Here is a 24,884-nt window from a genome sequence, read left to right as displayed (position 1 = left end):
CGCTAGGCAAAGGCCTTGGTGTGAAGCAGGCGTTCGTTATTGGTTGCGCAGGAACTGGCGCACGAATTCTTCCTGGTTGGGCGCGTCCTTTTCGGTGCTGAAGACCACTTGCTGGCTTTCCACCCGGATCTTGAGCCGGGGGCCAAAGTGGCACTGGATCTGGCCCAGGCCTGCAGCCATTGGCTTGAACTGGGGGCTGTTGCGGCAGGCGCTGTCGATCTCGGAGGCCACCACGCCGCAGAAGCTGGGGATGCTGAGGGTCTGCAGCTTTTCGTCATCGATGCCGGTCCAGTCCACCGTGGTCTTCACGGGGGTGCCACAAGAAGCGCTGGCCGCCTGATCCATCTTGGCGAGTTCTGTCTGGGCGCCTGCCAGTCGCTTGTTGCGGTCAAAGCGGCCCAGCTTCTCCTGCACCCCCTGTTTTTGCTGGCGCTCGTAGCTGGCTTGCAGGTCGGCCAGTTTGAATGCCTTGCTTTTGTCGTCGCTGAAAGCCAGCGAAACCCCATCCCGCTGGCCGGGCAGATACACCACATACTGGTCGCCACCACGGTACGCGTGGTTTTGTTTGTGCAGCAAGCCATAGCTGCGGCCGTCGATGCGGGTGGTGTAGACCTCGCGCGTCGAGCCCTGGGATTCGCGGGTGCTCAAGAACACCACCTGATCGATGGGGTCATTGATGCCGCTCACGCGCACCAACGCCTGCTTGCCATCGGCCGTGGGGGCCAGCACCACTTCCACCCCCTGTGGAGCTACAAAAACCTGGGGGTACTTGGCCAATTCGATGGCGTGGGCTGCCATGGCAGCAAAGCTGCAGGCAAGGGCAACAGGCAGAAGGCGGGCGAAGGGGCGCATGGATGCGTGTCCTTGGTTGGGTGAAGATCAGCGGCGCAGTCTAGGTGGGGTGGCACCGCCCGCAACACTGGGAACGTTTGCTTACGTAACAAGGTTATGCAAGACGTGCATTTGATGTGAAGGCCGGGGCCAAGGGTATAATCGGGAGCTTTTCTCGCAACAGCGTCGCCCGACCGCACCCAAAGCAACAACCCATCTGAGAGCAGCCATTGGCACCATCGCACTTCGAGTGTGCGAATGGTCTGCAGGCGCCGGGCGACCGTAACCATCCGGAGAACCCAGTGCTTTTGTCTCTCAAGGGAAACTTCCCGCCCGCCATCCTGGCGCTCGCAGACGGCACGGTCTTTATCGGTAACTCGATCGGTGCCACTGGCACCACGGTCGGCGAAGTGGTGTTCAACACCGCCATCACCGGCTACCAGGAAATCCTCACCGACCCCAGCTACTGCCAGCAGATCGTCACCCTGACGTATCCGCACATCGGCAATTACGGCGTCAATGCGGAAGACATCGAGGCCGACAAGGTCCATGCTGCAGGCCTGATCATCAAAGACCTGCCCCTTCTGGCCAGCAACTTCCGATCCACCGAAACGCTTTCGCAGTACCTCGTGCGCGAAAAGACGGTGGCCATTGCCAACATCGACACCCGCAAGCTCACCCGCCTGCTGCGTGACAAAGGTGCGCAGAACGGCGCCATCCTGGGCCTGGCAGCTGGTGAAGCTGTGACGCAGGCCCGCATTGACGAAGCTCTGGCGGCTGCCAAGGCTGCGCCCAGCATGAAGGGCCTGGACCTGGCCCAGGTGGTGACCACCCCTGCGACCTACACCTGGGACCAGACCGAGTGGAAGCTGGGTGAAGGCTATGGCACACAGGCTGCGCCGCGTTTCCATGTGGTGGCGTATGACTTTGGCGTCAAGAAGAACATCCTGCGCATGCTGGCCGAGCGTGGCTGCAAGCTCACCGTGGTGCCTGCCAAGACGCCTGCAGCCGACGTGCTGGCCATGAAGCCGGACGGCGTGTTCCTGTCCAATGGCCCTGGCGACCCAGAGCCCTGCGACTACGCCATCGAAGCCACCCGCCAGATCGTTGAAGCGGGCGTGCCCACCTTCGGCATCTGCCTGGGCCACCAGATCATGGCCTTGGCCAGCGGCGCCAAGACCTTCAAGATGGACAACAGTCACCATGGTGCCAACCACCCGGTGAAAGATCTCGACAACGGCCGCGTGAGCATCACCAGCCAGAACCACGGTTTTGCCGTGGACATGGCCTCGCTGCCCGCCACGCTGCGCCCCACGCACATCAGCCTGTTCGACGGCACGCTGCAAGGCCTGGAGCGCACCGACAAGCCTGCGTTCTGCTTCCAGGGCCACCCCGAGGCATCGCCCGGCCCGCACGACATCGCCTACCTGTTTGACCGCTTCACCGCGCTGATGGAGAAGAAATAATGCCAAAGCGCACAGACCTCAAATCGATCCTCATCATTGGCGCCGGTCCGATCATCATCGGCCAGGCCTGCGAGTTCGACTACTCCGGCGTGCAGGCCTGCAAGGCCCTGCGCGAAGAAGGCTACAAGGTCATCCTGATCAACAGCAACCCTGCGACGATCATGACCGACCCGGCCACGGCCGACGTCACCTACATCGAGCCCATCACCTGGCAGACGGTCGAGAAGATCATCGCCAAGGAGCGCCCCGATGCCATCCTGCCCACCATGGGCGGCCAGACGGCGCTGAACTGCGCGCTGGATCTGTGGCGCAACGGCGTGCTCGACAAGTACAAGGTCGAGCTGATCGGCGCCACACCCGAAGCCATCGACAAGGCCGAAGACCGCCTGAAGTTCAAGGACGCCATGACCAAGATCGGTCTGGGCTCCGCGCGCTCGGGCATTGCCCACAGCATGGACGAAGCCTGGGCGGTCCAAAAGAGCGTGGGCTTCCCTACTGTGATCCGCCCCAGCTTCACGCTGGGCGGCACGGGCGGTGGCATTGCCTACAACCCCGAAGAGTTCGAAACCATCTGCAAGCGCGGCCTGGAAGCCTCTCCCACCAACGAGCTGCTGATCGAAGAATCGCTGCTCGGCTGGAAGGAATACGAGATGGAAGTGGTCCGCGACAAGGCGGACAACTGCATCATCATCTGCTCCATCGAGAACCTGGACCCGATGGGCGTGCACACGGGCGACTCGATCACTGTGGCCCCGGCCCAGACGCTGACCGACAAGGAATACCAGATCATGCGCAACGCCTCTTTGGCGGTGCTGCGCGAGATCGGCGTGGACACGGGTGGCTCCAACGTGCAGTTCTCTGTGAATCCGAAGGACGGTCGCATGATCGTCATCGAGATGAACCCGCGCGTGTCGCGTTCGTCGGCGCTCGCTTCCAAGGCCACGGGCTTCCCGATTGCCAAGGTTGCGGCCAAGCTGGCCGTGGGCTACACGCTCGATGAGCTGAAGAACGAAATCACGGGCGGCGCCACGCCTGCCTCTTTCGAGCCTTCGATCGACTACGTGGTCACCAAGATCCCTCGTTTTGCGTTTGAGAAATTCCCCACGGCCGACAGCCGCCTTACCACGCAGATGAAGTCCGTGGGCGAGGTCATGGCCATGGGCCGCACCTTCCAGGAAAGCTTCCAGAAAGCCCTGCGCGGCCTGGAAGTGGGCGTGGACGGCATGAACGAGAAAACCCAGGACCGCGAAGTGCTCGAAAAAGAACTGGGCGAGCCCGGTCCCGAGCGCATCTGGTACGTGGGCGACGCGTTTGCCATGGGCCTGTCGGTGGACGAGGTGTATGACCTCACCAAGATCGACAAGTGGTTCCTGGTGCAGATCGAAGAGATCGTGAAGATCGAGCTGGAGCTGGACAAGATCGCTGCAGAGAAGGGCGACGCTGCATTGGCATCGCTGGACGCTGACACGCTGCGCACACTCAAGAAGAAGGGCTTCTCGGACCGCCGACTGGCCAAGCTGCTCAAGACCACCGAGAAGTCGGTGCGCGAAGCACGCTGGGCCCTCAACGTGCGCCCGGTCTACAAGCGCGTGGACACCTGCGCTGCCGAGTTCGCCACCAACACGGCCTACATGTACTCCACCTACGAGGAAGAGTGCGAAGCCGCGCCCACGGACAAGAAGAAGATCATGGTGCTGGGCGGTGGCCCGAACCGCATCGGCCAAGGCATCGAGTTCGACTACTGCTGCGTGCATGCCGCACTCGCCATGCGCGAGGATGGCTACGAAACCATCATGGTCAACTGCAACCCTGAGACGGTTTCTACCGACTACGACACGTCGGACCGCCTGTACTTCGAGCCGCTGACGCTGGAAGACGTGCTCGAGATCGTGGACAAGGAAAAGCCACACGGCGTGATCGTGCAGTACGGCGGCCAGACGCCTTTGAAGCTCGCACTGGGCCTCGAAGCCGAAGGCGTGCCGATCATTGGCACCAGCCCCGACATGATCGACGCGGCCGAAGACCGCGAGCGATTCCAGAAGCTGCTGGGCGACCTGGGCCTGCGCCAGCCGCCCAACGCCACTGCACGTACCGAAGCCGAGGCCCTGGAAAAGGCGGCCACGCTGGGTTACCCCCTGGTGGTGCGCCCCAGCTACGTGCTGGGCGGCCGTGCGATGGAAATCGTCCACGAGCAGCGCGACCTGGAGCGCTACATGCGCGAGGCCGTGAAGGTGAGCAACGACTCGCCCGTGCTGCTGGACCGCTTCCTGAACGACGCCATCGAGTGCGATGTGGACTGCTTGCGCGATCCTGAAGGCAAGACCTTCATCGGTGGTGTGATGGAGCACATCGAGCAAGCCGGCGTGCACTCGGGTGACTCGGCCTGCTCGCTGCCGCCGTACTACCTCAAGCAAGCTACGGTGGACGAGCTCAAGCGCCAGTCGGCTGCCATGGCCGAAGGCCTGAACGTGGTGGGTCTGATGAACGTGCAGTTCGCTATCCAGGAAGTGGATGGCAAGGACGTGATCTATGTGCTGGAAGTGAACCCCCGTGCCTCGCGTACGGTGCCGTTCGTCTCCAAGGCCACCGGCATTCAGCTGGCCAAGGTCGCGGCTCGCTGCATGGCGGGCCAGACGCTGGCTTCGCAGGGCATCACGAAGGAAGTCACACCGCCTTACTTCAGCGTGAAGGAAGCCGTGTTCCCCTTCGTCAAGTTCCCCGGCGTGGACACCATCCTCGGCCCCGAGATGAAGTCCACCGGCGAAGTGATGGGCGTGGGCAAGACCTTCGGCGAAGCCTTCGTGAAGAGCCAACTGGGCGCGGGCACGAAGCTACCCACTTCTGGCAAGGTGTTCCTCACCGTGAAGAACAACGACAAGCCCCGCGCGGTGGACATTGCCCGCCAGCTGGTGGCGCTGGGCTTCGACCTGGTAGCGACCAAGGGCACCGCTGCAGCCATCGCCGAGGCAGGTGTCCCGGTGGTGGTGGTCAACAAGGTCACGGAAGGCCGTCCGCACATCGTGGACATGATCAAGAACAACGAGATTGTCATGGTCATCAACACGGTGGAAGAACGTCGCAATGCGATCGCTGATTCGCGTGCCATCCGTACCTCGTCGCTGCTGGCCCGGGTGACCACCTTTACCACCATCTTCGGTGCCGAGGCGGCCGTGGAAGGCATGAAGTACCTGGACAAGCTGGATGTGTATTCGGTGCAGGAACTGCACGCCCAGCTGGCGGCCTGACCGGGTTTTTGTGGTGGCTTTTGCCGCCGCAAACACGGCATAATCGCAACTGAACCAACACCGCCGCGCGGCAACGTGCGGCGGTTTCCTTTTGTAGATTGCCTTTTCACATGGCCTGGCTTGCCCAGGGTGTGGCATGGCGGCTGACCGGTGGAAGTGCTTTGCGCTTTCACCGTTTTGATTTGTGGAGTCTCAACAAAATGGCCACTATTCCGATTACCAAGCGCGGCGCTGAAAAGCTCAAGGAAGAGCTGCACCGCCTCAAGACTGTGGAACGGCCCGCCGTGATCACGGCCATCGCTGAAGCGCGCGCTCAGGGCGATCTGAGCGAAAACGCCGACTACGACGCGGCCAAGGACCGCCAGGGCTTTATTGAAGGCCGCATTCAGGAGATTGAAGGCAAGCTGTCCGTGGCCCAGGTCATCGACCCGAGCGCTGTGGACGGCGGCGGCAAGGTGGTGTTTGGTGCCACGGTGGAGCTGGAAGACGAGGATTCCGGTGACTCCGTGAAGTACCAGATCGTGGGTGAGGACGAGGCCGATCTAAAGCAAGGCCTGATCAATATCTCCAGCCCCATCGCGCGCGCGTTGATCGGCAAGGAAGAGGGTGATACCGCAGAGGTTCAGGCCCCTGGTGGCATCCGCCGCTATGAAGTGGTAGCCGTCAGCTACCTGTGAGCATCAAGGCCGCACAACGCATGCATCGCCGTCTTCCCGCCTTGGTGGCCGCCCTCTGGTGGGGGAGCCTGACCACGATCGGCTTTCTGGTGGTGCCTCTGTTGTTCGCGTATCTGCCGTCCCCCTCTGTGGCTGGCAACATGGCAGCCCGGCTTTTTGCTGCCCAGACCTGGGTGGCAGTGGCGTGCTGCTTGGTATTGCTGCTGATTTCCAGACCAAAAAACGCTGTGTCGCAATATCCATGGGCACAGGCTGCTATGCTTTTCATACTGGGAGGCCTGCTGCTGGCTTTGCTCAACCAGTATGGTGTCGCGCCCCGCATCGTGGCCCGCCAGGATTTGCGTTTGTGGCACAGCGTGGGGTCGTTGCTGTACCTGCTGCAATGGGGTTGCGCGCTGACGGTGCTGTGGCACACCTTGCGCCCGGATGGAGCCGTCCCCAAGTCGGATGGCTGAGAGGGCTGTATTCAGGGATTGGCGCTGAGTCCCGTATGCCGGTGGGCGGCTGCGTGTCGCTTACTCGTGCCAGTGCTCTGCCACCCAGGCGGCGGGTCGGATGTAGCGGAAACGGCGGTTGCGTCGTCCGGCCAGCGCGTCAGGGGGGTTGCATTCCCCGTGAAAAATCACAATGCGCGCACCAGGCGGTACAAAGGGCGCACGCCAGTAGTTGGTGGGCCAGGGCGGGATGCCGTGGTATTTGAAGCTCGGGCACCAAGCGGCAGGCCAGTACTGCAACTTGCCCTGCCGGTGCAGAAAATCTGACAGGTAGGCTTGTTCGTTGCGGAACTGCGTGCGAATTTCGGCGAAATGCCCGCGAAAGTGCTCCAGCACTTCGGGGTGTGCGCTCAATTCGAACCGATACACCGATGAGTTGCCCGTGATGCGCCAGGGGCGCTTGTAGTCATGGATGATCAGGAATTCGCCGGGCTGGGTGAAAAAATCATCCAGCGATCCGGTGATCACCACGTCCACGTCGAGAAACAGCGCCGTGCCACGCAAGCCGTGCAGGTCCCTGCTGAAGGTCGCCAGCTTGGTCCAGCCCCGCTCGGGAATGCCGGGTGGCAGATCCAGCGGCGGGATGGGCAGGCATTGCACCTCACTGCGGATGCCTTTGTCGTCGTCCGTCAGGCAGACAAAGCGGAAGTCGCCGCTCAGATGTCGCCGCACCATGGCGTAAAGCCGGTTGACGTACTCGGGGCCATACTTCGTGCCCCATTTCATGCAGAGAATGTGGCGGACAGGCGCCGAGCCGACCGGGGCTGCAGATGCTGCCGCTGGATTCATCAGTCTGCCTGGCGCTTCTTGATGGATTTCTGCTTGGGCTTGGCGCGTTTGATCTGGCCCCCTGAGGTCAGGCGCTGGTTGCCCAGCACGCGCAATTGCTTGATTTCTGGGCGTTGGCCGCCCTGTTTGCTGAACTTGAGCACCTTGACATCGCGTGGGCCCGGCATGCGGTCTTCATCCACGGTTTTGGCTTTGGCAGGCATGGGGCGCCAGAGCACCAGCAGTTTGCCAATGTGCTGCACGGGGGCTGCATTGAGTTCGGCTGCGAGTTCCTGGTACATCAACTCGCGGGCGGCGCGGTCATCGCCAAAGACGCGGACCTTGATGAGCCCGTGGGCATTGAGGGCGGCATCCACCTCTTTCTTCACGGCAGGAGTTAGGCCATCGCCGCCGATCAGGACCACGGGGTCCAGGTGGTGGGCATTGGCGCGTTGTTCCCGGCGCTCGGCGGGAGTCAGTTGAATTTGGGGCATGGGCCGTATTATCGAGGCTGAAAGAAAAAAGTAATGAAAGTCAAAACTCAGAGCAAGAAGGTCAACAAGGCGTGGTTGAACGACCACGTCAACGACACCTACGTCAAATTGGCCCAAAAAGAGGGATACCGCGCACGTGCAGCCTACAAACTCAAGGAGATTGACGAGCAGCTGGGCCTCATCAAACCGGGGTACACCGTGGTAGACCTGGGCTCGACCCCGGGTGCCTGGAGCCAATACCTGCGCCGACGCCTGTCACCCTCTGGGGCGGCGGCGGGGCAACTCAACGGCGCGATCATCGCACTCGACATCCTGCCCATGGAGCCCATTGAGGGCGTAACTTACCTCAACGGCGATTTTCGCGAGGCCGAGGTACTCGAACGCCTGGAGCAGGCGCTCGACGGTCGCGTGGTGGATGTGGTGGTGTCTGATATGGCGCCCAATCTGTCGGGCATCGAGTCAGCCGATGCCGCCCGCATTGCCCACCTGGTTGAGTTGGCTGTGGATTTTGCTTGCAACCATTTGAAACCAGAAGGAGCACTGGTCGTCAAGCTGTTCCATGGCAGTGGCTACAGTGACCTGGTGACCCTTTTCAAGCAGACTTTCAAGGTGGTCAAACCGCTCAAACCCAAGGCTTCGCGCGACAAGTCGTCTGAAACCTTTCTGGTGGGCATGGGGCTCAGGAAGGCGGCCTGAGAGAGCTTGCCTCTGGTCAAGAATGCTTGAAATATGGCAGTAAAGCCCGCGCTGATTCCATGGCCGTGAGTGGGAATAAGAGTGGTCCCGCGGCTTGAAAGACCTAAAATGGGCCACACATACGCCGTGACGGCAGTGTGTCCGTTTTCTGTTCCCTGCAACTGGAGCCCCGCTTGAACAATCAGTGGTTTTCAAAAATTGCCGTATGGCTGGTTATCGCCATGGTGCTGTTCACGGTGTTCAAACAGTTTGACACCCGCACTGGCGCCAGTGCCGGGCACATCGGCTATTCCGAATTTCTTGACGAAGTCCGGAACAACCGCATCAAGAGCGCGACCATCCCCGAGGGCTTGAGTGGCGGTGAAATCGTGGCGATCACCACCGATGACCGCAAGATCCGCACCAACGCCTCTGTGCTGGACCGGGGTTTGGTGGGTGATTTGCTCAACCACAACGTCAAGTTCGACGTGAAGCCCCGCGAGGAAGGTTCCTTGCTCATGACCCTGCTGGTCAGCTGGGGCCCCATGCTGCTGCTCATCGGTGTGTGGGTGTACTTCATGCGCCAGATGCAGGGCGGTGGCAAGGGCGGCGCCTTCAGCTTCGGCAAAAGCAAGGCGCGCATGCTCGACGAGAACAACAACCAGGTCACCTTCGCTGATGTGGCAGGCTGCGACGAGGCCAAGGAAGAAGTCAAGGAAGTCGTGGACTTCCTGAAGGACCCGCAGAAATTCCAGAAGCTCGGCGGTCGTATCCCGCGTGGCCTGTTGCTGGTCGGCCCACCCGGCACCGGCAAGACCCTGCTGGCCAAGTCCATTGCTGGCGAAGCCAAGGTTCCGTTCTTCAGCATCTCGGGCTCGGACTTCGTGGAAATGTTTGTCGGCGTGGGCGCGGCCCGTGTGCGCGACATGTTCGACAACGCCAAGAAGAACGCCCCCTGCATCATCTTCATCGATGAAATTGACGCCGTGGGCCGCCAGCGCGGCGCCGGCCTGGGCGGTGGCAACGACGAGCGCGAGCAGACCCTGAACCAGATGTTGGTCGAGATGGACGGTTTCGAGACCAACCTGGGTGTGATCGTGGTGGCTGCCACCAACCGCCCCGACATTCTGGACGCTGCCCTGCTGCGCCCCGGCCGTTTCGACCGCCAAGTCTATGTGACGCTGCCCGACATCCGTGGCCGTGAGCAAATCCTGAACGTGCACATGCGCAAGATCCCGATCGGCCAGGACGTGGCCCCCGCGATCATCGCGCGCGGCACGCCCGGCATGAGCGGTGCCGACCTGGCCAACCTGTGCAACGAAGCCGCCCTGATGGCTGCGCGCCGCAATGCTCGCACCGTGGAGATGCAGGACTTCGAGAAGGCCAAGGACAAGATCCTTATGGGCCCCGAGCGCAAGAGCATGGTCATGCCCGAGGAAGAGCGCCGCAACACGGCGTATCACGAGGCCGGCCACGCCCTGATTGGCAAGCTGCTGCCCAAGTGCGATCCGGTGCACAAGGTCACCATCATCCCCCGCGGCCGTGCCCTGGGCGTGACCATGAGCCTGCCCGAGCAGGACCGCTACAGCTACGACCGCGAGTACATGCTCAACCAAATCAGCATGCTGTTCGGCGGCCGGATTGCTGAAGAAGTGTTCATGAACCAGATGACCACTGGCGCCAGCAACGACTTTGAGCGTGCCACGCACATCGCGCGGGACATGGTGACCCGGTATGGCATGACCACGGCCCTGGGACCGATGGTCTATGCCGAGAATGAAGGTGAAGTCTTTCTGGGCCGTTCGGTCACCAAGACGACGAACATGAGCGAACAGACCATGGAGAAGGTCGATAGCGAAGTGCGTCGCATCATCGATGAGCAATACAACCTGGCACGTCGCCTGATCGAAGAAAACAGCGACAAGATGCATGCCATGGCCAAGGCGCTGCTGGAATGGGAAACCATTGATGCGGAGCAACTGGACGACATCATGGCGGGCAAGGAGCCGCGTCCTCCCAAGGACTGGACGCCACGTACGCCTCCTTCTGGGGGGGACAGCTCCAGCGGTGGCACACCAGCAGTTGCTGCGGGAACCGCACCGACGGTAGCTTGAGCGTTCACTGCTGTTCCAGCAACGGGGCCTTGTGCCCCGTTTTTCATATTGGTTGTTTGCTGCGCGATCCTCCTGCAGGTGTGACCGCCGCCGGCATTTCAATTTCCGTGGCCTCTGTTGCGCCGGGTTCTTCTTAGCGAATCATGTTTTGGCAAACCTCTCGTTTTCGCATTGACTTGGAGCAACCCAAAGTCATGGGTATCGTCAATGTGACCCCTGATTCGTTCTCCGATGGCGGGCGCCATGCTTCCACGCTGGCAGCGTTGCGGCACTGCGAGCGATTGCTCAGGGATGGCGCCGACATTCTGGACATAGGAGGTGAGTCCACCCGCCCGGGCAGCCCGGCAGTGCCTCTGGACGAGGAACTGGCCCGTGTGGTGCCGTTGGTGCGTGAGGCGGTGGCGCTGGGGGTCCCGATCTCGGTAGATACCTACAAGCCTGCCGTGATGCAGGCTGTGCTGGACCTGGGGGCAGATATCGTCAATGACATATGGGCTTTGCGGCAGCCGGGGGCCTTGACGGTGGTGGCCTCTCATCCCCAGTGTGGCGTGTGTCTGATGCACATGCACCGTGATCCGCAGACCATGCAGGTGGCGCCCATGGCGGAGGATGTAGTACCACAAGTGCTATCGTTTTTGGAGCATCAAGCGCAGGACCTGCTCGCCCAAGGGGCCAAAAAAGAGCAAATTCTGTTGGACCCGGGCATTGGCTTTGGTAAAACCTTGGAGCAGAACTTTGCCTTGCTGGCCCGGCAGGATGTACTGTTGATGGCAGGTTACCCATTGCTGGCAGGCTGGTCGCGCAAGTCGTCCTTGGGCGTAGTGACCGGTCTGGAGGTGGACCAGCGCATGGTGCCCAGTGTGGCCGCTGCTGTGTTGGCGGTGGACCGGGGCGCTTCGGTGGTGCGTGTGCATGATGTGAGGGAGACGGTTGCTGCACTGGCCGTGTGGTCGGCCATGCGCTGCGAAGGCTGACAGTGGTCAGCGTTAGGTATCCGGCCTAGGGGTAGTTAAGAGAAAGAGTGGGATGGAAAACCATCCCGCCAATACAGAGATCAATACGAGGAGATGCAGCACATGACGCGCCAGTATTTTGGAACCGATGGCATTCGTGGCACGGTGGGGCAGCCGCCTATCACGCCGGATTTTGTACTGCGCCTGGCGCATGCTGTGGGTCGGGTGTTGCGCCGGACAGAAGAGCGTCCCACAGTTCTGATCGGCAAGGACACCCGTATTTCTGGCTACATGCTGGAGAGCGCGTTGGAGTCTGGCTTCAATTCGGCAGGCGTGGATGTGGTGCTGCTCGGGCCGCTGCCGACGCCCGGTGTGGCCTACCTGACCCGCGCGCAGCGGGCCAGCCTGGGAGTGGTCATCAGTGCGAGCCACAATCCCTACCCTGACAACGGCATCAAATTTTTCAGTGCGCAAGGCACCAAGCTGTCTGACGCCTGGGAACTCGCTGTGGAGGAGGCTTTGGCTCAACCCCCAGTGTGGGCCGACTCGGCCAGCCTGGGCAAGGCGCGGCGACTGGACGATGCTGCGGGGCGCTATATCGAATTCTGCAAGAGCACCTTTCCGCAGGACCTGACCCTGAAGGGGCTGAAGATCGTGGTGGACGCTGCCCATGGCGCTGCCTACCAGGTGGCTCCCAAGGTGTTCCATGAACTGGGGGCTGAGGTCTTGTCTATCGGGTGCGCTCCTGATGGCTTGAACATCAACCACGAGGTGGGTGCCACCCACCCGGATGCCCTGGTACGCGCGGTGCGCGCCAACCGGGCCGACTACGGCATTGCGCTGGATGGCGATGCCGACCGCTTGCAGATCGTGGATGCCACGGGGCGCCTGTACAACGGCGATGAGCTGCTGTACCTGATGGCTTCCGACCGCATGGGGCGTGACGAGCATGTGCCCGGTGTTGTGGGCACCTTGATGACCAACATGGCGGTGGAGGTGGCGCTGCAGTCCCGGGGGGTGAAGTTTGTGCGGGCCAAGGTGGGTGACCGCTATGTCCTTGAGGAATTGGCGCGCCACCATTGGGTGCTTGGCGGGGAAGGCTCTGGACACTTGTTGGCATTGGACCGCCACACCACGGGCGATGGCCTGGTGAGCGCTTTGCAGGTGCTTCAAGCCTGCGTGCGCAGTGGGCAGACCCTGGCCCAATTGCTCGGCGACGTCACTCTCTATCCCCAAGTGTTGCTCAATGTGCGTCTGGCCCCAGGCCAGGACTGGAAGTCCAACCGCCTGCTGGCGGAGACGACACAGGCAGTGGAGCGCGATCTGGGTGCTTCGGGCCGCGTGCTTATCCGCGCCAGTGGCACGGAGCCTTTGCTGCGCGTGATGGTGGAGGCCCAGGACGCACAAATGGCCAGTTCCTGCGCTCAGCGGCTGGCCGATGCGGCCCGCGCGGGCTGAGCCTCTGGCGCCTCTATGCAGCCTTCTGCGGGAGAGGATCTTCTACCGCTTCAATTCGCAGGAGTAGTTCATGACACCGGTCACCGACTCCATGCTCCCCATCTCCGTGCGCATGGTGGACTATGCCAATCCCCGAGAAGCCGCCGCGCTGGTGGATTTGATGGACGGCTACGCTCGGGACGTGGCGGGCGGTGGCAAGCCACTGGAGGCTGAGGTCAAGCAGGGGCTGGTCCAGGCGCTGCGCCAACGGCAACCCCAGGCGTTCAGTGTCATGGCCTGGATGGAAGAGGAGGGGCAGCACTCTTCGCTCAATGCCGGGGTGGCCGTGGGGTTGGTCAACTGCTTCGAAGGGTTCTCCACTTTTGCCTGCAAGCCCTTGGTCAATGTGCACGATGTGGTGGTGGCACCCGTTTGGCGCGGCCACCGGATTGCGCAGCGGATGCTGCAGAAGGTCGAAACCCTGGCTCGGGAGCGCGGTGCCTGCAAGCTCACGCTGGAGGTCCTGTCTGGCAATCGGGCGGCAATCCAGGCCTATGAGCGCGAAGGGTTTGCTGCCTACGTGCTGGCCCCCCAGATGGGGTCGGCGCAGTTTTTTCAGAAGCTGTTGCTGGACTGACAGGGGGACGGGGCCATCGCCCAGCCCGCAAGAGGCCGGGGACTCAGGCCAGAGCGTCCGCAGGGGAGTCCCGGTGCAGGTGCTGGCGCATGAACACCTCCAGGTCTGCGGCGGGCAGCGGCGTGCTGAAGTGGTAGCCCTGGGCTTCATCGCACCCTTGCTCATGCAGAAACTCCAGCTGGCATTCCGTCTCGACCCCCTCGGCCGTGGTGCGGATGCCCAGCGCTTGGGCCATGCGGATAATGGCGCTCACGATGGCGCGGTCGTTGCTGTCGTTGCCCAGATCGCGCACGAACGACTGGTCGATCTTGAGCTTGAAAATCTGGAACCGCTTGAGCTGGCTCAGTGACGAGTAGCCAGTGCCAAAGTCATCCATGGACATGCGCACACCTCTGGCATGCAACTGGTCCATGGTGGCCACAGCAGCATGCGGGTCATCCACGGCCACACCTTCGGTCAATTCCAGCTCCAGCGAGTCGGGTGGGAGGTCGAATTCCGTCAGCATGCGGCTGACCAGTTCGGGCAACTGGGGCTGACGGAACTGGATGGCGGAGAGATTCACCGCCATCGTGAGCCCAGGGAAGCCGCAAGAGCGCCAAGCCTTGAGTTGTGCCAGTGCCGTGCGCAGCACCCACTCCCCAATCTGCAGGATTTGCCCGCTGTCTTCGGCGATGGGGATGAACTCTGCGGGCGAGACCTGCCCCAGTTGTGGGTGCTGCCAGCGCAGCAAGGCCTCCACACTGCGGACATTGCCCGTCGCCAGGCTCATCTGGGGCTGGTAGTGCAATCGGAACTGGTCGCGCTCCAAGGCGCGGCGCAGGGCATTTTCCAGCTGCAATGCGCGCACCGACTGGGCCTGCATTTCAGGGGTGAAGAAGCGGAAGGTGTTGCGGCCGTCAAGCTTGGCGCGGTACATGGCCACGTCGGCTGACTGGGTCAGCGTGTCGAAGTCGCTGCCATCTTGCGGGAACAATGCCACGCCCATGGATGGGGCCATGGTCAGTTCGTGGTGATCAATTTGGTAATGCTGGCGTGATGCTTCTTGCAGCTTGCTTGCCACCCGGGCTGCGCCATGGGCATTGGCGCCCGGCAGCAGCAAAATGAACTCATCCCCGCCCAGGCGCGCCACGGTGTCCTTGTCACGCACCACGGCCCGCAATCTTTTGGCGATTTCGACCAGCAGGGCATCGCCCACGCGGTGTCCCAGCGAATCGTTCACATGCTTGAAATGGTCCAGGTCCAGGAAAATCACGGCCAGCGGCGTGCCCTTCTCCTGGGCCACCTGGATGGCCCGCTGCGCCCGCTCGGCCAGCAGCGCGCGATTGGGCAGGCCGGTGAGGGCGTCGTAGTGGGCCAGCCAGTAGATGCGTTCCTGGTCAGCCTTGCGGTCGCTGATCTCACGGTGCAGGTTGTCCACCGTTTCGCGCAACTCGCGTGTGCGGTCCTGGACCTGCTGTTCCAGTTCTTCATGCGCACGGGACAGTGCGGCCTGGGCCTGCTTGCGTTCGGTGATGTCCATCGTGATCCAGATGGATCCTTGCGATGGGTCGGCCGGGTCGATGGACTTGCTGCGAACTTCGCAGATCACGGGGGTGCCATCCTTGCGGCAAAGCTCCACCTCGCCTTCGTAGGACTGACCGGAGGCCAGGAAGGGATAGCAGCGGTGGCCCACTTCTTCCCAGGCCTCGTCGCTGGCATACCAGCGGCGTGAGGAACTGCCCATGAGTTCGCCAGGTTGAAAGCCCAACATCTGCTCGAAGTGATCGTTGCAACGGGTCAGGTGCCGGTCACGCAGAAAAACAATGCCCACCATGGCGCTGTCGAACAGCAACTGTTTCTCGCGCTCCGCAGCGCTCAGTGCGGCCTGGGCACGTTTTTGCTCATCAATGTCGTCCAGGATCCAGATAGACCCCTCGGTAGTGTCGTGCGGATTGATAAGCCTGCCCGTGAGACTGCCCCAGAAAAGGGTGCCATCACGGCGGCGCAGCTGACGCTCTACCCGAAAAGATTGCCCCTGGGCCAGCACTGGGTAGGCCATGCGCCCCAGCTCCCGGAACGCGTCCCGGTCTGGGTAGAAAGCCTCTGTGTTGATCCCTACCAAGCGTGCGGAGCTGGCATAGCCAAAAATCTCTGCATACCGCTGATTGCAGCGGACCACGCTGCGTTGGCGCAGGAAAACAATACCCACTCCCGCGCTGTCGAGCAGGATCTGTTGTTCACGCAGTGTGCGATGCAGTGGGGGATCGGTGGCAACTCCAGGACGCTGCAATTCCGGAGTGCTGTACAGCGGGGACATAAAGACCAGTGCGGGCGGCAGGGCCAGACATGGCCTCAAAAAAATTGTGCCAAAGTGTAGCAGCGCCAGCTTACAACCCTACTGCGGGTATGCCGCAGGGGCAAGGGTGCGCTGACCGGTGTAGTCAGCCGCCCAGATGCTGGCGCAGGTAGGCTTCGAACTCGTCTGCGGGCAGAGGGCGGCTGAAGAGATAGCCCTGGCCTTCGTCGCAGCCTTGGGCCCGCAGGAATTCGAGTTGGCCATCGGTCTCCACGCCCTCGGCCGTGGTCTGCATGCCAAGTGCCTGAGCCATGCGGATGATGGCGCTGACGATGGCACGGTCATTGGCATCGTCATCAAGGTCACGCACAAATGACTGGTCGATCTTCAGTTTGTAGATCTGGAAGCGTTTGAGATAGCTCAGGGAGGAATAGCCAGTGCCAAAGTCGTCCATCGACAGGCGCACGCCGCGGTCGTGCAGCTGGTCCATCATGGCCAGGGCGGCGGCAGGGTCGTCCACCGCAGCGCCTTCCGTCAGTTCCAGCTCAAGTCGGCGTGCGGGCAACCCGGCCTGTTGCAGGCAGCGTGTCACCATTTCTGGCAGTTGTGGGTGGCGGAACTGCACCGCTGATAAATTGACCGAGAGCGCCCGTAACGGCAATTGCATGTCCAGCCAACGTTTGGCATCGTGCACGGCTGTGTGAAGCACCCACTCGCCAATGGCCACGATCATGCCGCTGCTCTCGGCTACAGGAATGAATTCTGCTGGTGACACCATGCCCAGTTCTGGGTGGCGCCAGCGCAGCAACGCTTCGGCGCCGACCACCTGGCGCGTGGTGAGTGACACCTGGGGCTGGTAGTGCAGTTCGAACTGGTTGCGCTCCAGGGCGCGGCGCAGCGCATTTTCGATCTGCAGCGCGCGGGCCGTTCTTGCCTCCAAATCGGCAGTGAAGAAACCGTACCGGTTGCGCCCACTTTGTTTGGCGCGGTACATGGCGGCATCCGCACGCTGGTAAAGCGTGTCAAACGAATCGCCATCGGCCGGATACATGGCGATGCCCACGGACAAGGTGGTGGTGAGTTCGTAGGGGTCAATCTGAAAAGGTTGTGCTACCGCCGTTAGCAACCGGGTGGCTACTTCGGCCGCGTGGGCTGCAGAGGCCGAGGGCAGCAACAGCAGAAACTCATCGCCCCCCAGGCGTGAGACGGTGTCCTGGGGGCCTAGCAATGACTGCAGGCGGCGGGCTACGGCCACAAGCAGGATGTCGCCTACGCGATGGCCCAACGAATCATTCACATTCTTGAAGTGATCCAGATCCAGGAACAGCATTGCCAGCGTGCCCCCCTGGGCTTGCAGGTCGGCAATGTGGCGCCGGGCCCGTTCGGCCAACAGGGCCCGGTTGGGCAGGTCGGTCAAGGGGTCGAAATGTGCGAGGCGCTGGATGCGGTCTTGCGCCTCGCGCTGTACGGTGATGTCTCGAAACAGCGTGATCGAATGTGTCATGCAGCCGTTGCCATCGCGTACGCCGCTCACGGACAGCCATTGCGGATAGGTGGAGCCGTCCTTGCGGCGGCCCCATGCTTCGCCTTCCCAGTGCCCCGCCTGGGTGAGGCGGGCATAGACGGCATCGGCGTTGAAGTCCTGGGCAGATTGGGCCGAAGTGAGCAGGCGCACGGACTGGCCTACGGCCTCGGATTCTGAGTAACCCGTGATCCGTGTGAAGGCACGGTTGATGCGCACGATGGTGTGGGATGCGTCCGCAATCACGATGGCTTCACTGCTCTGGTCGAACACTTGGGCCGTCAACTGCAGCTGTTCCTGAGACCGTTTGCGTTCAGTGATGTCCCGCGACAGCAGTATGAAGTGGGGCGTGGCGCCCGGCGAGCCCGGTTTGCGGGCGGCCGAGAGTTCGAACCAAGTGATGCCGAGACCCTGCAGGTCCAGCACAATTTGCCGTCCGGTGGACCAGCCCTGGGTCTGGGCTTCCTTCAATATGTCCATCACCGACAGCGCCGCCAATGCGGGCAAAACCTCAGTCACGCTGCGCCCTATCAACTGCTCAGCAGGGGCTGCCAGCAGCTCAGCACGCTGGCTGTGCACGCTGCAATAGCGGCCATCCAGGTCAAGCTCGAACAAGGGATCGGGAATGGCGTCGATGGTGGCCTGCAGGTGCTGCTGGGTGGCCTGGATTTCGGAGGTGCGCTGGGCTACCTGGAAGGCCAGCCCGCGTTCGTGCGCTTTCAGCACCACAAGCAGGCGTGCCAGGTATGCCATGAGCAGCGCAAACAGGAGACCTAGTGCGCAACGCAGTGCCAGTACAGCTGGTGAACCCCAGCCATTGGCAGGCGCAAGGCTCAGCGTCCATTGCCCGTTGGGGAGAGTCAACGAGCGGCCCTCTGCATCGCTTCCCGGCGGCGGCGCTGAGGCCGTGATGATCTGCTCCTCTCCCGTGTCAGGCCGTACACGCCACAAGCGATAGTGATAGCCGCGTTCTGTGAGCTGGAGCAGCCGGGTAGCGGCCAACACATCGGGCAGACGGATCGTGACGTAAGTGAATCCCCAGAAGCGGCGGCGCCCCTGGTCATCGTCCAGGTACACCGGCTGGCGACCCACCACCCCGAGTCCCCCCTGCACAAGTTCGATCGGACCGGCCAGCGTGAGCAAGCCAGTGTCTCGGGCCCGGATCGACTCGGCGCTTTGCCGGGGGTCTTTGAGTTGGTCAAACCCTATGAGGTTTTCGTTACCTTGCCGGGGGACGACCTGCCGCACAACCCCATCGGGAGAGAGGCCCATGGCGGCGATGCCGGGATAGAACGGCAGCATTTGCGTGCCCACCTCTTCAAACTGGGTGACATTGCCTTGCCCTTGCCGCACCAGCGCTACGAGTGCGTTGTTGGCCGAAAGCGCCAGTTCTATGGCCCTTTGCAGTGCCTGAACATGATCCCCCGCAATGTCTGCCGCCTGGGTGCGTTGTTGGGCCTGTTCCTGGCGCTCGATGGTCCAGATCAAGGTTCCCGCACAGACTGCCGCCAGTGCAAAAACGGCCACAAAAGCAGTCAGGGAGCGACGGGAAGGGGGCGGGGGCAGTGCGGACACAGTGCGGTTTCCTGAACCAATTATGCAGGCCCAAAGGCCGCGTGGAGCTGGTTCCAAAGAGCTCGTTTGTCATGGCGATGACATGTCACAGACACGTTGGCGTCACGCACCAATTCCACACTCCCGGCCAGGGAAACGGATTCCCTGAGCGGCCGGCGCTTTCAGTCGGTCCCGTCCTCAAAGAAAGAGACGCTGCACCATGAATGATTTGTCCCGCCTGACCTTGTCCCCCGCTGTTGATGCTGTTGGCGCAGGCGCTTCACATCGGCAGGTTGTTGTGCCTGGCGCAGAAAAACCAGCCCAGGAACGTGGCGCCATTCAGGTGGCGTGGGCACGACATCAGGATGAGGTTCGTGAGGCACAGCGTCTCCGGTTCGACGTTTTCGCTGCTGAAATGGGCGCTCGATTGACGACCCCCATTGTCGGCCACGATGTGGACCTGTTTGACGACTACTGCGAGCACCTGCTGGTGCGCGATGCCCAGAGCCAGCAAGTCATTGGGACTTATCGGGTGCTTACGCCTGCGCAGGCCAAACGGGTGGGTGGTACCTACAGTGATACGGAATTCGATCTGACGAGGCTGCGCACTTTGCGCCCCCGCATGGTGGAACTGGGCCGTAGCTGCGTGCATCCCGAACACCGCCATGGCGGTGTGATCATGGCGCTGTGGAGTGCACTGGCGGACTTTATGGTGCGCAACCTGCTCGATACCATGATCGGCTGCGCCAGCATTCCCATGCTCCACAACGGGGTGGTCAGCGGTGACGCTGCGGCCAGCATCTGGCAGCAAGTGCGCAAGACCCATCTTGCTGCCATTGAATACCACGTGTTGCCGCGCTTGCCCCTCCCCGTGGAGCATCTGGATGGCTCTATCGCCGTGGAGCCTCCTGCCTTGATCAAAGGCTATCTCCGTTTGGGCGCGCGGGTATTGGGAGCCCCGGCTTGGGACCCTGATTTCAACACAGCAGACCTCCCCATGCTGATGCGCCTGGCAGACCTGCATCCCCGCTATCGCAAGCACTTCCTGGGGGCTTGATGCGTGCCGCGTTCGACGCATTGGGCCCCTGGCTGCACGAGCCCCTGGGGCCTGATGACGCCGAGCCCGACGCCCACATGCACGCAGGCGGGCCGCGCCGGTACCGGGCGGTCTTTATCTCTGATCTGCACCTGGGTACACCCGGTTGCCAGGCCATTGCCTTGCTGGATTTTCTCAAGCACCACCCCAGCGATCATCTTTATCTTGTCGGGGACATCGTGGATGGCTGGCAGTTGCGGCGCAAATGGTTCTGGCCGCAGGCCCACAACGATGTGGTGCAAAAGCTGTTGCGCCGCGCGCGCAAGGGATGCCGGGTGGTGTTCGTACCTGGCAACCATGACGAATTTGCGCGGGCCTTTGTGGGCCACTCGTTTGGAGGGATCGAAGTCGTGGCGGATGCAGTGCACACCACGGCCGATGGCCGCAGCCTCTGGGTGACACACGGAGATCACTTTGATGGTGTCATCGAGTGCGCCAAGTGGCTCGCATACCTGGGGGACAACCTGTACGAGTTCACGCTTAAGCTCAATCGCCACCTCAACACCCTGCGCGCTCGCATGGGCTTGCCTTACTGGTCGTTGTCGGCTTACCTCAAAGGCAAAGTGAAGAAGGCCCTCAACTATGTGACCGATTTCGAGGTAGCTGTGGCTACTGAAGCGCGCCGCCGTGGCCACGATGGGGTGGTGTGCGGCCATATTCATCGGGCCGAGATGCGCGAAATTGGCGGCACGCTTTATTGCAATGACGGCGATTGGGTGGAAAGCCACACAGCGCTGGTAGAGCATCTGGACGGCCGTCTGGAGCTTCTGCAGTGGCCTGCTGTGCCTGTACCCCAGGCTTCCCCCGTCAAAGCCGGAGTGCCCGCATGAAGATCGCCTTGCTGACAGACGCCTGGTTGCCTCAGGTCAATGGGGTGGTCACTACGTTGCTGGAGCTGGTGCGGGAGCTGGAGGGCATGGGGCACGAGGTGACAGTGGTGCATCCAGGACACTTCGCCACCCGACCCTGCCCGGGCTATGCCGGCATTGATCTGGCTGTGCGTCCAGGCCGATTGGTGGCCAAGATGCTGGATGCCCTGCAGCCCGATGCCATTCATCTGGCCACCGAGGGGCCTTTGGGCTGGGCGGGGCGGCGCTATTGCCTGCAGCGCAGGTTGGCCTTCACGACAGCCTTTCACACTAAGTTTCCAGAAATCCTCCACGCGGCCCTGCGTGTCCCCTTGTCGTGGGGTTACGCGTTGTTCAAGCATTTCCACCGGCCGTCGTCTGGGGTGATGGTGCCTACGCATGGGGTTCTGCAGATGCTGGAGCAGCGAGGTTTTCGCAACCTGCGCCAGTGGACCCACGGTGTGGACACACAAGCTTTTCCTTTCCATGGTGTGGCTTGCCCAAGCCCGCTGACGGGTGCTTTGGCTCACCCCGTATCTTTGTATGTCGGTCGGATTTCTTACGAAAAGAACATCGAGGCGTTCCTGCAATTGGACATGCCCGGCACCAAGGTGGTGTGCGGTGTCGGGCCGCTGGAAGCCCGGCTCAAGGCGAAATATCCGCAGGTACGTTGGCTCGGCATTCTGGACCGCGCAGCTCTTGCGCAGGTGTACGCGGCTGCTGATGTTTTTGTATTCCCCAGTTGTTCGGAAACGTTTGGACTGGTGATGCTGGAGGCGATGGCTTGCGGGACCCCGGTAGCGGCTTTTCCTGTGGACGGCCCCATGGAGGTGCTTGGCGCTCACCAGCGTGGCGTTGCCCGTGGTGGTGTGCTGGACGACAACTTGCTGACAGCCAGTCAGCAGGCACTGGCGATCCCGCGCTCCGAGGCGCGCAGCCGCGCGCTGGATTTCACCTGGACCCATGCGGCACAACTGTTTCAGCAATACCTTGTGCCAGTCCGCCGTGCGGGTGTGACGGGTTCTTCGGTTGTCACAAAGTCTGTCACATCATTGACATCTGGTCGTTAAATACTGGGGGCATCCTGTATTTGCCGCGTCTGCGTATCCATGTTGCCTTTGCTTCCCAATGCCGCTGTGTCTGTGCAGCGCGAGCGTTCAGACTCTGTGGTTGACACGTCCCCGGCATCATTTCCTGATTCGGGGCATGTCCCGGAGGCGGTCGGTCACGGTGCGTCTCCATCCGTGTTTCTGGACCGCGATCACAGCATTTTGGCTTTCAACGAACGGGTCTTCGATTGGGCGGTACGCACGGACGTTCCCCTGCTGGAGCGTCTGCGTTATCTGTGTATCGTTTCGTCCAACCTGGACGAGTTCTTCGAAGTGCGCGCAGCGCCCCACATCACGGCGGCCAAGAAAGGTGAGACCAAGGGGCTCTATACCGTGGGCTCATTTGAGGCGCTGTCTGCCAAGGTCCACGATCTGGTGGAGCGCCAGTACAGCCTGTACAACGACGACCTGGTGCCCGCATTTGCCCAGCATGGCATCCGCATCGTTGGCCATGGTGATCGGTCGTCTGAGCAAAAGCGCTGGGTGCACGACTACTTTGTGCGCGAAGTCCGTCCCTTGCTGATTCCTGTGGGGCTGGATCCGGCGCACCCGTTCCCGCAGGTTGCCAACAAGTCATTGAACTTTATCGTTCGTCTTAAAGGGCGGGACGCTTTTGGCCGTGAGAATGAAATCGCTATCGTTAAAGTGCCTCGCGCGCTGCCACGTTTGATCCGCATGCCAGCCAAGGTAGCACCCAAGGAGGCGCTTTTCGTCAGTCTGTCGAGCATCATCCGCGCGCACCTTGAGGACCTCTTTCCGGGCCGTGAGGTGACTGAGTTCTCGCAATTTCGCGTCACGCGCCACTCTGATCTGGCACTGGATGAGGAAGACGTGCGCAACCTGCGCACCGCCCTGCGTCAAGGACTGCAGCACCGCCACTACGGTCAAGCGGTACGGTTGGAGGTGTCGGCTGGTTGCTCGAAGTTCCTGTCTGACTTCCTTCTGGAGCAGTTTGGCCTTCCGGCTGCGGCCTTGTACCGTGTGCACGGCCCGGTGAATCTGGTACGGCTGACGCAGCTGGTGGACCTGGTCAACGACCCTGCATTGTTGTTCCCGGCTTGGAGTTCATCGTGGCCCCGCCAGTTGCAGCCGGGTGCGTCCATCATGGACCAGTTGCGCCAGCGGGATGTGCTGATTCATCAGCCCTTTGAGAGTTTCGATGGCCTGCTGGCCTTCTTGCGCGAAGCTGTGAACGATCCTCAGGTGTTGGTTATCAAGCAGACCATCTACCGCACTGGCGCTGACTCCGAGCTGATGGACCTGCTGTCCGAGGCCGTGCGTCGGGGTAAAGAGGTGATGGCGGTTGTGGAACTCAAGGCGCGTTTTGATGAAGAGGCCAACATCAACTGGGCTGAGGCGCTGGAGTCGATTGGCGCGCAGGTGGTGTATGGCGTGGTGGGTCTCAAGACGCACGCCAAGATGCTGCTGGTCACGCGCAGGGAAGGGCGACAGTTGCGGCGCTACGGGCATCTCTCCACAGGCAACTACAACGTGCGCACAGCCCGTCTGTATACCGATCTGAGCTACCTGACCGCCGATGAGGAAACCACGGCGGACATGGATGGCGTGTTCAACCACCTGGCCAGCCAGAACCGCCCGCCCAAACTGCGCAAGCTCATGCTGGCGCCCTTCCACCTGCACCGCCGCATGGTCGAGAAGATTGAGCAGGTTGGGCTGGCGGCGGGCCGTGGCGAGGATGCGCGGATCGTTGCCAAGATGAATGCCCTCACCGATGAGACGCTGATTCGCGCTCTCATTCTGGCGGGGCAGCGCGGTGCGCGCATTGACCTCATCGTACGCGGAGCCTGCATGCTGGCGGCGCAGGTGCCGGGCGTCACGGACAACATCCGTGTTCGCTCGGTGATCGGCCGTTTTCTGGAGCACACACGCGTTTTCTACTTTCGGGCGGATGGGGAGGAGGACTTGTACCTCTCCAGTGCCGACTGGATGAACCGAAACATGATGCGTCGCGTTGAGCTGGCCTGGCCCGTGACGGACCCTGGCCTGCGCCAGCAGATCGTGGATGAATGCCTGGTGGCCTACCTGCACGATGACAGGGATGCCTGGACATTGAACGCGCGGGGCGCCTACGACCGTGCGCCTCGACCGGGTGTTGGATTGGGTGCGCAGGATGCCTTGATGGTGCGCTATGGGCCCGCTGCGGCCATTTCCCGGATCGAGCAAAGGACGGCATGATGGACCTGATCCTGTGGCGTCATGCGGAAGCTGAAGAGGCTGCGGACGGCAGCGATGATCTGGCGCGGGCGCTGACTTCACGGGGGGAAAAGCAGGCCGCTCGCATGGCCGCATGGCTGGACCGCCAGTTGCCCGAAGGCTTGCGCGTGTTGGCCAGCCCGGCGCGGCGAACCGAGCAGACGGCCAATGCCCTGGGGCGCAAGTTCAAGATGCGGGCAGAACTGCTTCCGGGCGGGAACGTTGAGGATCTGTTGGAGCTGGCCCAGTGGCCCCGCTCCAAGGGTGCCGTGCTGATCGTTGGGCACCAGCCTGTGCTGGGCCAGACCATTGCTCAGTTGCTGGAGCTTCAGGCGACGGAATGTGCCGTTCGCAAGGGCGCTGTGTGGTGGCTGCGCCAGCGCCAGAGGTTGGACCAAAGCCAGACTGTGCTGCTGACCGTGCAGTCGCCGGAGTTCCTGTAGTGCAATTGGTGCGGAAAACTGAGCGCAGGCGG

The 24,884-nt window shown here is 61.9% G+C and carries 19 protein-coding genes; 14 read left to right on the top strand and 5 right to left on the bottom strand.

Translation table 11 applies throughout. From position 1 onward, the window contains the following. Positions 1–36: 36 nt before the first annotated feature. Positions 37–852 carry a hypothetical protein gene (locus AvAM_RS17825; RefSeq protein ID WP_137748313.1) on the bottom strand — a complete coding sequence of 272 codons (816 nt, stop codon included), beginning with the start codon at positions 850–852 and terminating at the stop codon, positions 37–39. A gap of 281 nt (positions 853–1,133) precedes the next feature. Here AvAM_RS17825 and carA point away from each other — a divergent pair, with 281 nt between their 5' ends. The 4 genes from carA to AvAM_RS17805 all read left to right on the top strand — a co-directional run bounded on the left by carA (position 1,134) and on the right by AvAM_RS17805 (position 6,674). Continuing rightward, positions 1,134–2,297 carry a glutamine-hydrolyzing carbamoyl-phosphate synthase small subunit gene (carA, locus tag AvAM_RS17820; protein WP_108625829.1) on the top strand — a complete coding sequence of 388 codons (1,164 nt, stop codon included), beginning with the start codon at positions 1,134–1,136 and terminating at the stop codon, positions 2,295–2,297. Further along, positions 2,297–5,542 carry a carbamoyl-phosphate synthase large subunit gene (carB, locus tag AvAM_RS17815; protein ID WP_137748312.1) on the top strand — a complete coding sequence of 1,082 codons (3,246 nt, stop codon included), beginning with the start codon at positions 2,297–2,299 and terminating at the stop codon, positions 5,540–5,542. The genes carA and carB overlap by 1 nt, the downstream gene beginning before the upstream one ends. A 200-nt stretch (positions 5,543–5,742) precedes the next feature. Next, on the top strand, positions 5,743–6,219 hold the full coding sequence (greA, locus tag AvAM_RS17810; protein WP_137748311.1) for a transcription elongation factor GreA: 477 nt from the start codon (positions 5,743–5,745) through the stop codon (positions 6,217–6,219). 20 nt (positions 6,220–6,239) lie between these two features. Continuing rightward, complete coding sequence (locus tag AvAM_RS17805) at positions 6,240–6,674, top strand: DUF4149 domain-containing protein (RefSeq protein ID WP_137748640.1); 435 nt, start codon at positions 6,240–6,242, stop codon at positions 6,672–6,674. Positions 6,675–6,734: 60 nt separating this feature from the next. Here AvAM_RS17805 and AvAM_RS17800 read toward each other — a convergent pair whose 3' ends face one another. Both AvAM_RS17800 and AvAM_RS17795 read right to left on the bottom strand, forming a co-directional pair. After that, on the bottom strand, positions 6,735–7,502 hold the full coding sequence (locus AvAM_RS17800; RefSeq protein WP_137748310.1) for a glycosyltransferase: 768 nt from the start codon (positions 7,500–7,502) through the stop codon (positions 6,735–6,737). Further along, entirely contained in the window at positions 7,502–7,975 is a 474-nt protein-coding gene (locus tag AvAM_RS17795; protein WP_137748309.1) for a YhbY family RNA-binding protein, read from the bottom strand. The genes AvAM_RS17800 and AvAM_RS17795 overlap by 1 nt, the downstream gene beginning before the upstream one ends. Positions 7,976–8,008: 33 nt before the next feature. Between AvAM_RS17795 and AvAM_RS17790 the strand changes: the two genes are divergently transcribed. The 5 genes from AvAM_RS17790 (at position 8,009) to AvAM_RS17770 (ending at position 13,791) form a co-directional block, all read left to right on the top strand. Then, positions 8,009–8,671, top strand: coding sequence for an RlmE family RNA methyltransferase (locus AvAM_RS17790; protein ID WP_137748308.1), 663 nt, complete (start codon positions 8,009–8,011; stop codon positions 8,669–8,671). Between the two features lie 173 nt (positions 8,672–8,844). Next, positions 8,845–10,764, top strand: coding sequence for an ATP-dependent zinc metalloprotease FtsH (gene ftsH / locus AvAM_RS17785; protein WP_137748307.1), 1,920 nt, complete (start codon positions 8,845–8,847; stop codon positions 10,762–10,764). Positions 10,765–10,907: 143 nt separating this feature from the next. Next, the gene (gene folP, locus AvAM_RS17780; RefSeq protein ID WP_137748306.1) at positions 10,908–11,738 is read left to right on the top strand and encodes a dihydropteroate synthase; all 831 of its coding nucleotides are present in this window, start codon (positions 10,908–10,910) and stop codon (positions 11,736–11,738) included. Positions 11,739–11,840: 102 nt separating this feature from the next. Next, positions 11,841–13,175, top strand: a complete 1,335-nt coding sequence (gene glmM, locus AvAM_RS17775; protein WP_137748305.1) for a phosphoglucosamine mutase — start codon at positions 11,841–11,843, stop codon at positions 13,173–13,175. A gap of 70 nt (positions 13,176–13,245) precedes the next feature. Next, positions 13,246–13,791, top strand: coding sequence for a GNAT family N-acetyltransferase (locus tag AvAM_RS17770; protein ID WP_249368214.1), 546 nt, complete (start codon positions 13,246–13,248; stop codon positions 13,789–13,791). Positions 13,792–13,834: 43 nt separating this feature from the next. Here the strand turns inward: AvAM_RS17770 and AvAM_RS17765 are convergent, their stop codons facing one another. Then, positions 13,835–16,087: a bifunctional diguanylate cyclase/phosphodiesterase gene (locus AvAM_RS17765; protein WP_137748304.1), complete on the bottom strand. Its 2,253-nt coding sequence runs from the start codon at positions 16,085–16,087 to the stop codon at positions 13,835–13,837. Between the two features lie 124 nt (positions 16,088–16,211). Beyond that, positions 16,212–19,163 (bottom strand): EAL domain-containing protein, encoded by a 2,952-nt coding sequence (locus AvAM_RS17760; protein ID WP_137748303.1) that lies wholly within the window; start codon positions 19,161–19,163, stop codon positions 16,212–16,214. Positions 19,164–19,362: 199 nt separating this feature from the next. Between AvAM_RS17760 and AvAM_RS17755 the strand changes: the two genes are divergently transcribed. From AvAM_RS17755 to sixA, 5 genes are all read left to right on the top strand, one after another. Then, positions 19,363–20,199 carry a GNAT family N-acetyltransferase gene (locus AvAM_RS17755; protein ID WP_137748302.1) on the top strand — a complete coding sequence of 279 codons (837 nt, stop codon included), beginning with the start codon at positions 19,363–19,365 and terminating at the stop codon, positions 20,197–20,199. Beyond that, positions 20,199–21,068: a UDP-2,3-diacylglucosamine diphosphatase gene (locus tag AvAM_RS17750; RefSeq protein WP_137748301.1), complete on the top strand. Its 870-nt coding sequence runs from the start codon at positions 20,199–20,201 to the stop codon at positions 21,066–21,068. The genes AvAM_RS17755 and AvAM_RS17750 overlap by 1 nt, the downstream gene beginning before the upstream one ends. Beyond that, complete coding sequence (locus tag AvAM_RS17745) at positions 21,065–22,156, top strand: glycosyltransferase family 1 protein (RefSeq protein ID WP_137748300.1); 1,092 nt, start codon at positions 21,065–21,067, stop codon at positions 22,154–22,156. Before AvAM_RS17750 ends, AvAM_RS17745 begins: the two co-directional genes overlap by 4 nt. A 174-nt stretch (positions 22,157–22,330) precedes the next feature. Further along, positions 22,331–24,391 carry a polyphosphate kinase 1 gene (ppk1, locus tag AvAM_RS17740; protein WP_137748299.1) on the top strand — a complete coding sequence of 687 codons (2,061 nt, stop codon included), beginning with the start codon at positions 22,331–22,333 and terminating at the stop codon, positions 24,389–24,391. Next, positions 24,388–24,852: a phosphohistidine phosphatase SixA gene (gene sixA / locus AvAM_RS17735; RefSeq protein WP_137748298.1), complete on the top strand. Its 465-nt coding sequence runs from the start codon at positions 24,388–24,390 to the stop codon at positions 24,850–24,852. The genes ppk1 and sixA overlap by 4 nt, the downstream gene beginning before the upstream one ends. The last annotated feature ends 32 nt before the right edge of the window (positions 24,853–24,884 follow it).

The organism is Acidovorax sp. NB1 (genome assembly GCF_005405905.1).
Classification (GTDB): domain Bacteria; phylum Pseudomonadota; class Gammaproteobacteria; order Burkholderiales; family Burkholderiaceae_C; genus Acidovorax.
The sequence above is the reverse complement of the archived record's forward strand: the minus strand, read 5'-3'. Positions and strand labels throughout refer to the sequence as shown.

Coding starts and splice junctions, on each gene's coding strand:
- AvAM_RS17750 (WP_137748301.1), top strand. CDS start 20,199: ATGCGTGCCGCGTTCGACGCATTGGGCCCCTGGCTGCACGAGCCCCTG.
- sixA (WP_137748298.1), top strand. CDS start 24,388: ATGATGGACCTGATCCTGTGGCGTCATGCGGAAGCTGAAGAGGCTGCG.
- AvAM_RS17825 (WP_137748313.1), bottom strand. CDS start 852: ATGCGCCCCTTCGCCCGCCTTCTGCCTGTTGCCCTTGCCTGCAGCTTT.
- greA (WP_137748311.1), top strand. CDS start 5,743: ATGGCCACTATTCCGATTACCAAGCGCGGCGCTGAAAAGCTCAAGGAA.
- AvAM_RS17800 (WP_137748310.1), bottom strand. CDS start 7,502: ATGAATCCAGCGGCAGCATCTGCAGCCCCGGTCGGCTCGGCGCCTGTC.
- carB (WP_137748312.1), top strand. CDS start 2,297: ATGCCAAAGCGCACAGACCTCAAATCGATCCTCATCATTGGCGCCGGT.
- AvAM_RS17770 (WP_249368214.1), top strand. CDS start 13,246: ATGACACCGGTCACCGACTCCATGCTCCCCATCTCCGTGCGCATGGTG.
- AvAM_RS17795 (WP_137748309.1), bottom strand. CDS start 7,975: ATGCCCCAAATTCAACTGACTCCCGCCGAGCGCCGGGAACAACGCGCC.
- AvAM_RS17790 (WP_137748308.1), top strand. CDS start 8,009: ATGAAAGTCAAAACTCAGAGCAAGAAGGTCAACAAGGCGTGGTTGAAC.
- AvAM_RS17755 (WP_137748302.1), top strand. CDS start 19,363: ATGAATGATTTGTCCCGCCTGACCTTGTCCCCCGCTGTTGATGCTGTT.
- AvAM_RS17745 (WP_137748300.1), top strand. CDS start 21,065: ATGAAGATCGCCTTGCTGACAGACGCCTGGTTGCCTCAGGTCAATGGG.
- glmM (WP_137748305.1), top strand. CDS start 11,841: ATGACGCGCCAGTATTTTGGAACCGATGGCATTCGTGGCACGGTGGGG.
- AvAM_RS17805 (WP_137748640.1), top strand. CDS start 6,240: ATGCATCGCCGTCTTCCCGCCTTGGTGGCCGCCCTCTGGTGGGGGAGC.
- AvAM_RS17765 (WP_137748304.1), bottom strand. CDS start 16,087: ATGTCCCCGCTGTACAGCACTCCGGAATTGCAGCGTCCTGGAGTTGCC.
- folP (WP_137748306.1), top strand. CDS start 10,908: ATGTTTTGGCAAACCTCTCGTTTTCGCATTGACTTGGAGCAACCCAAA.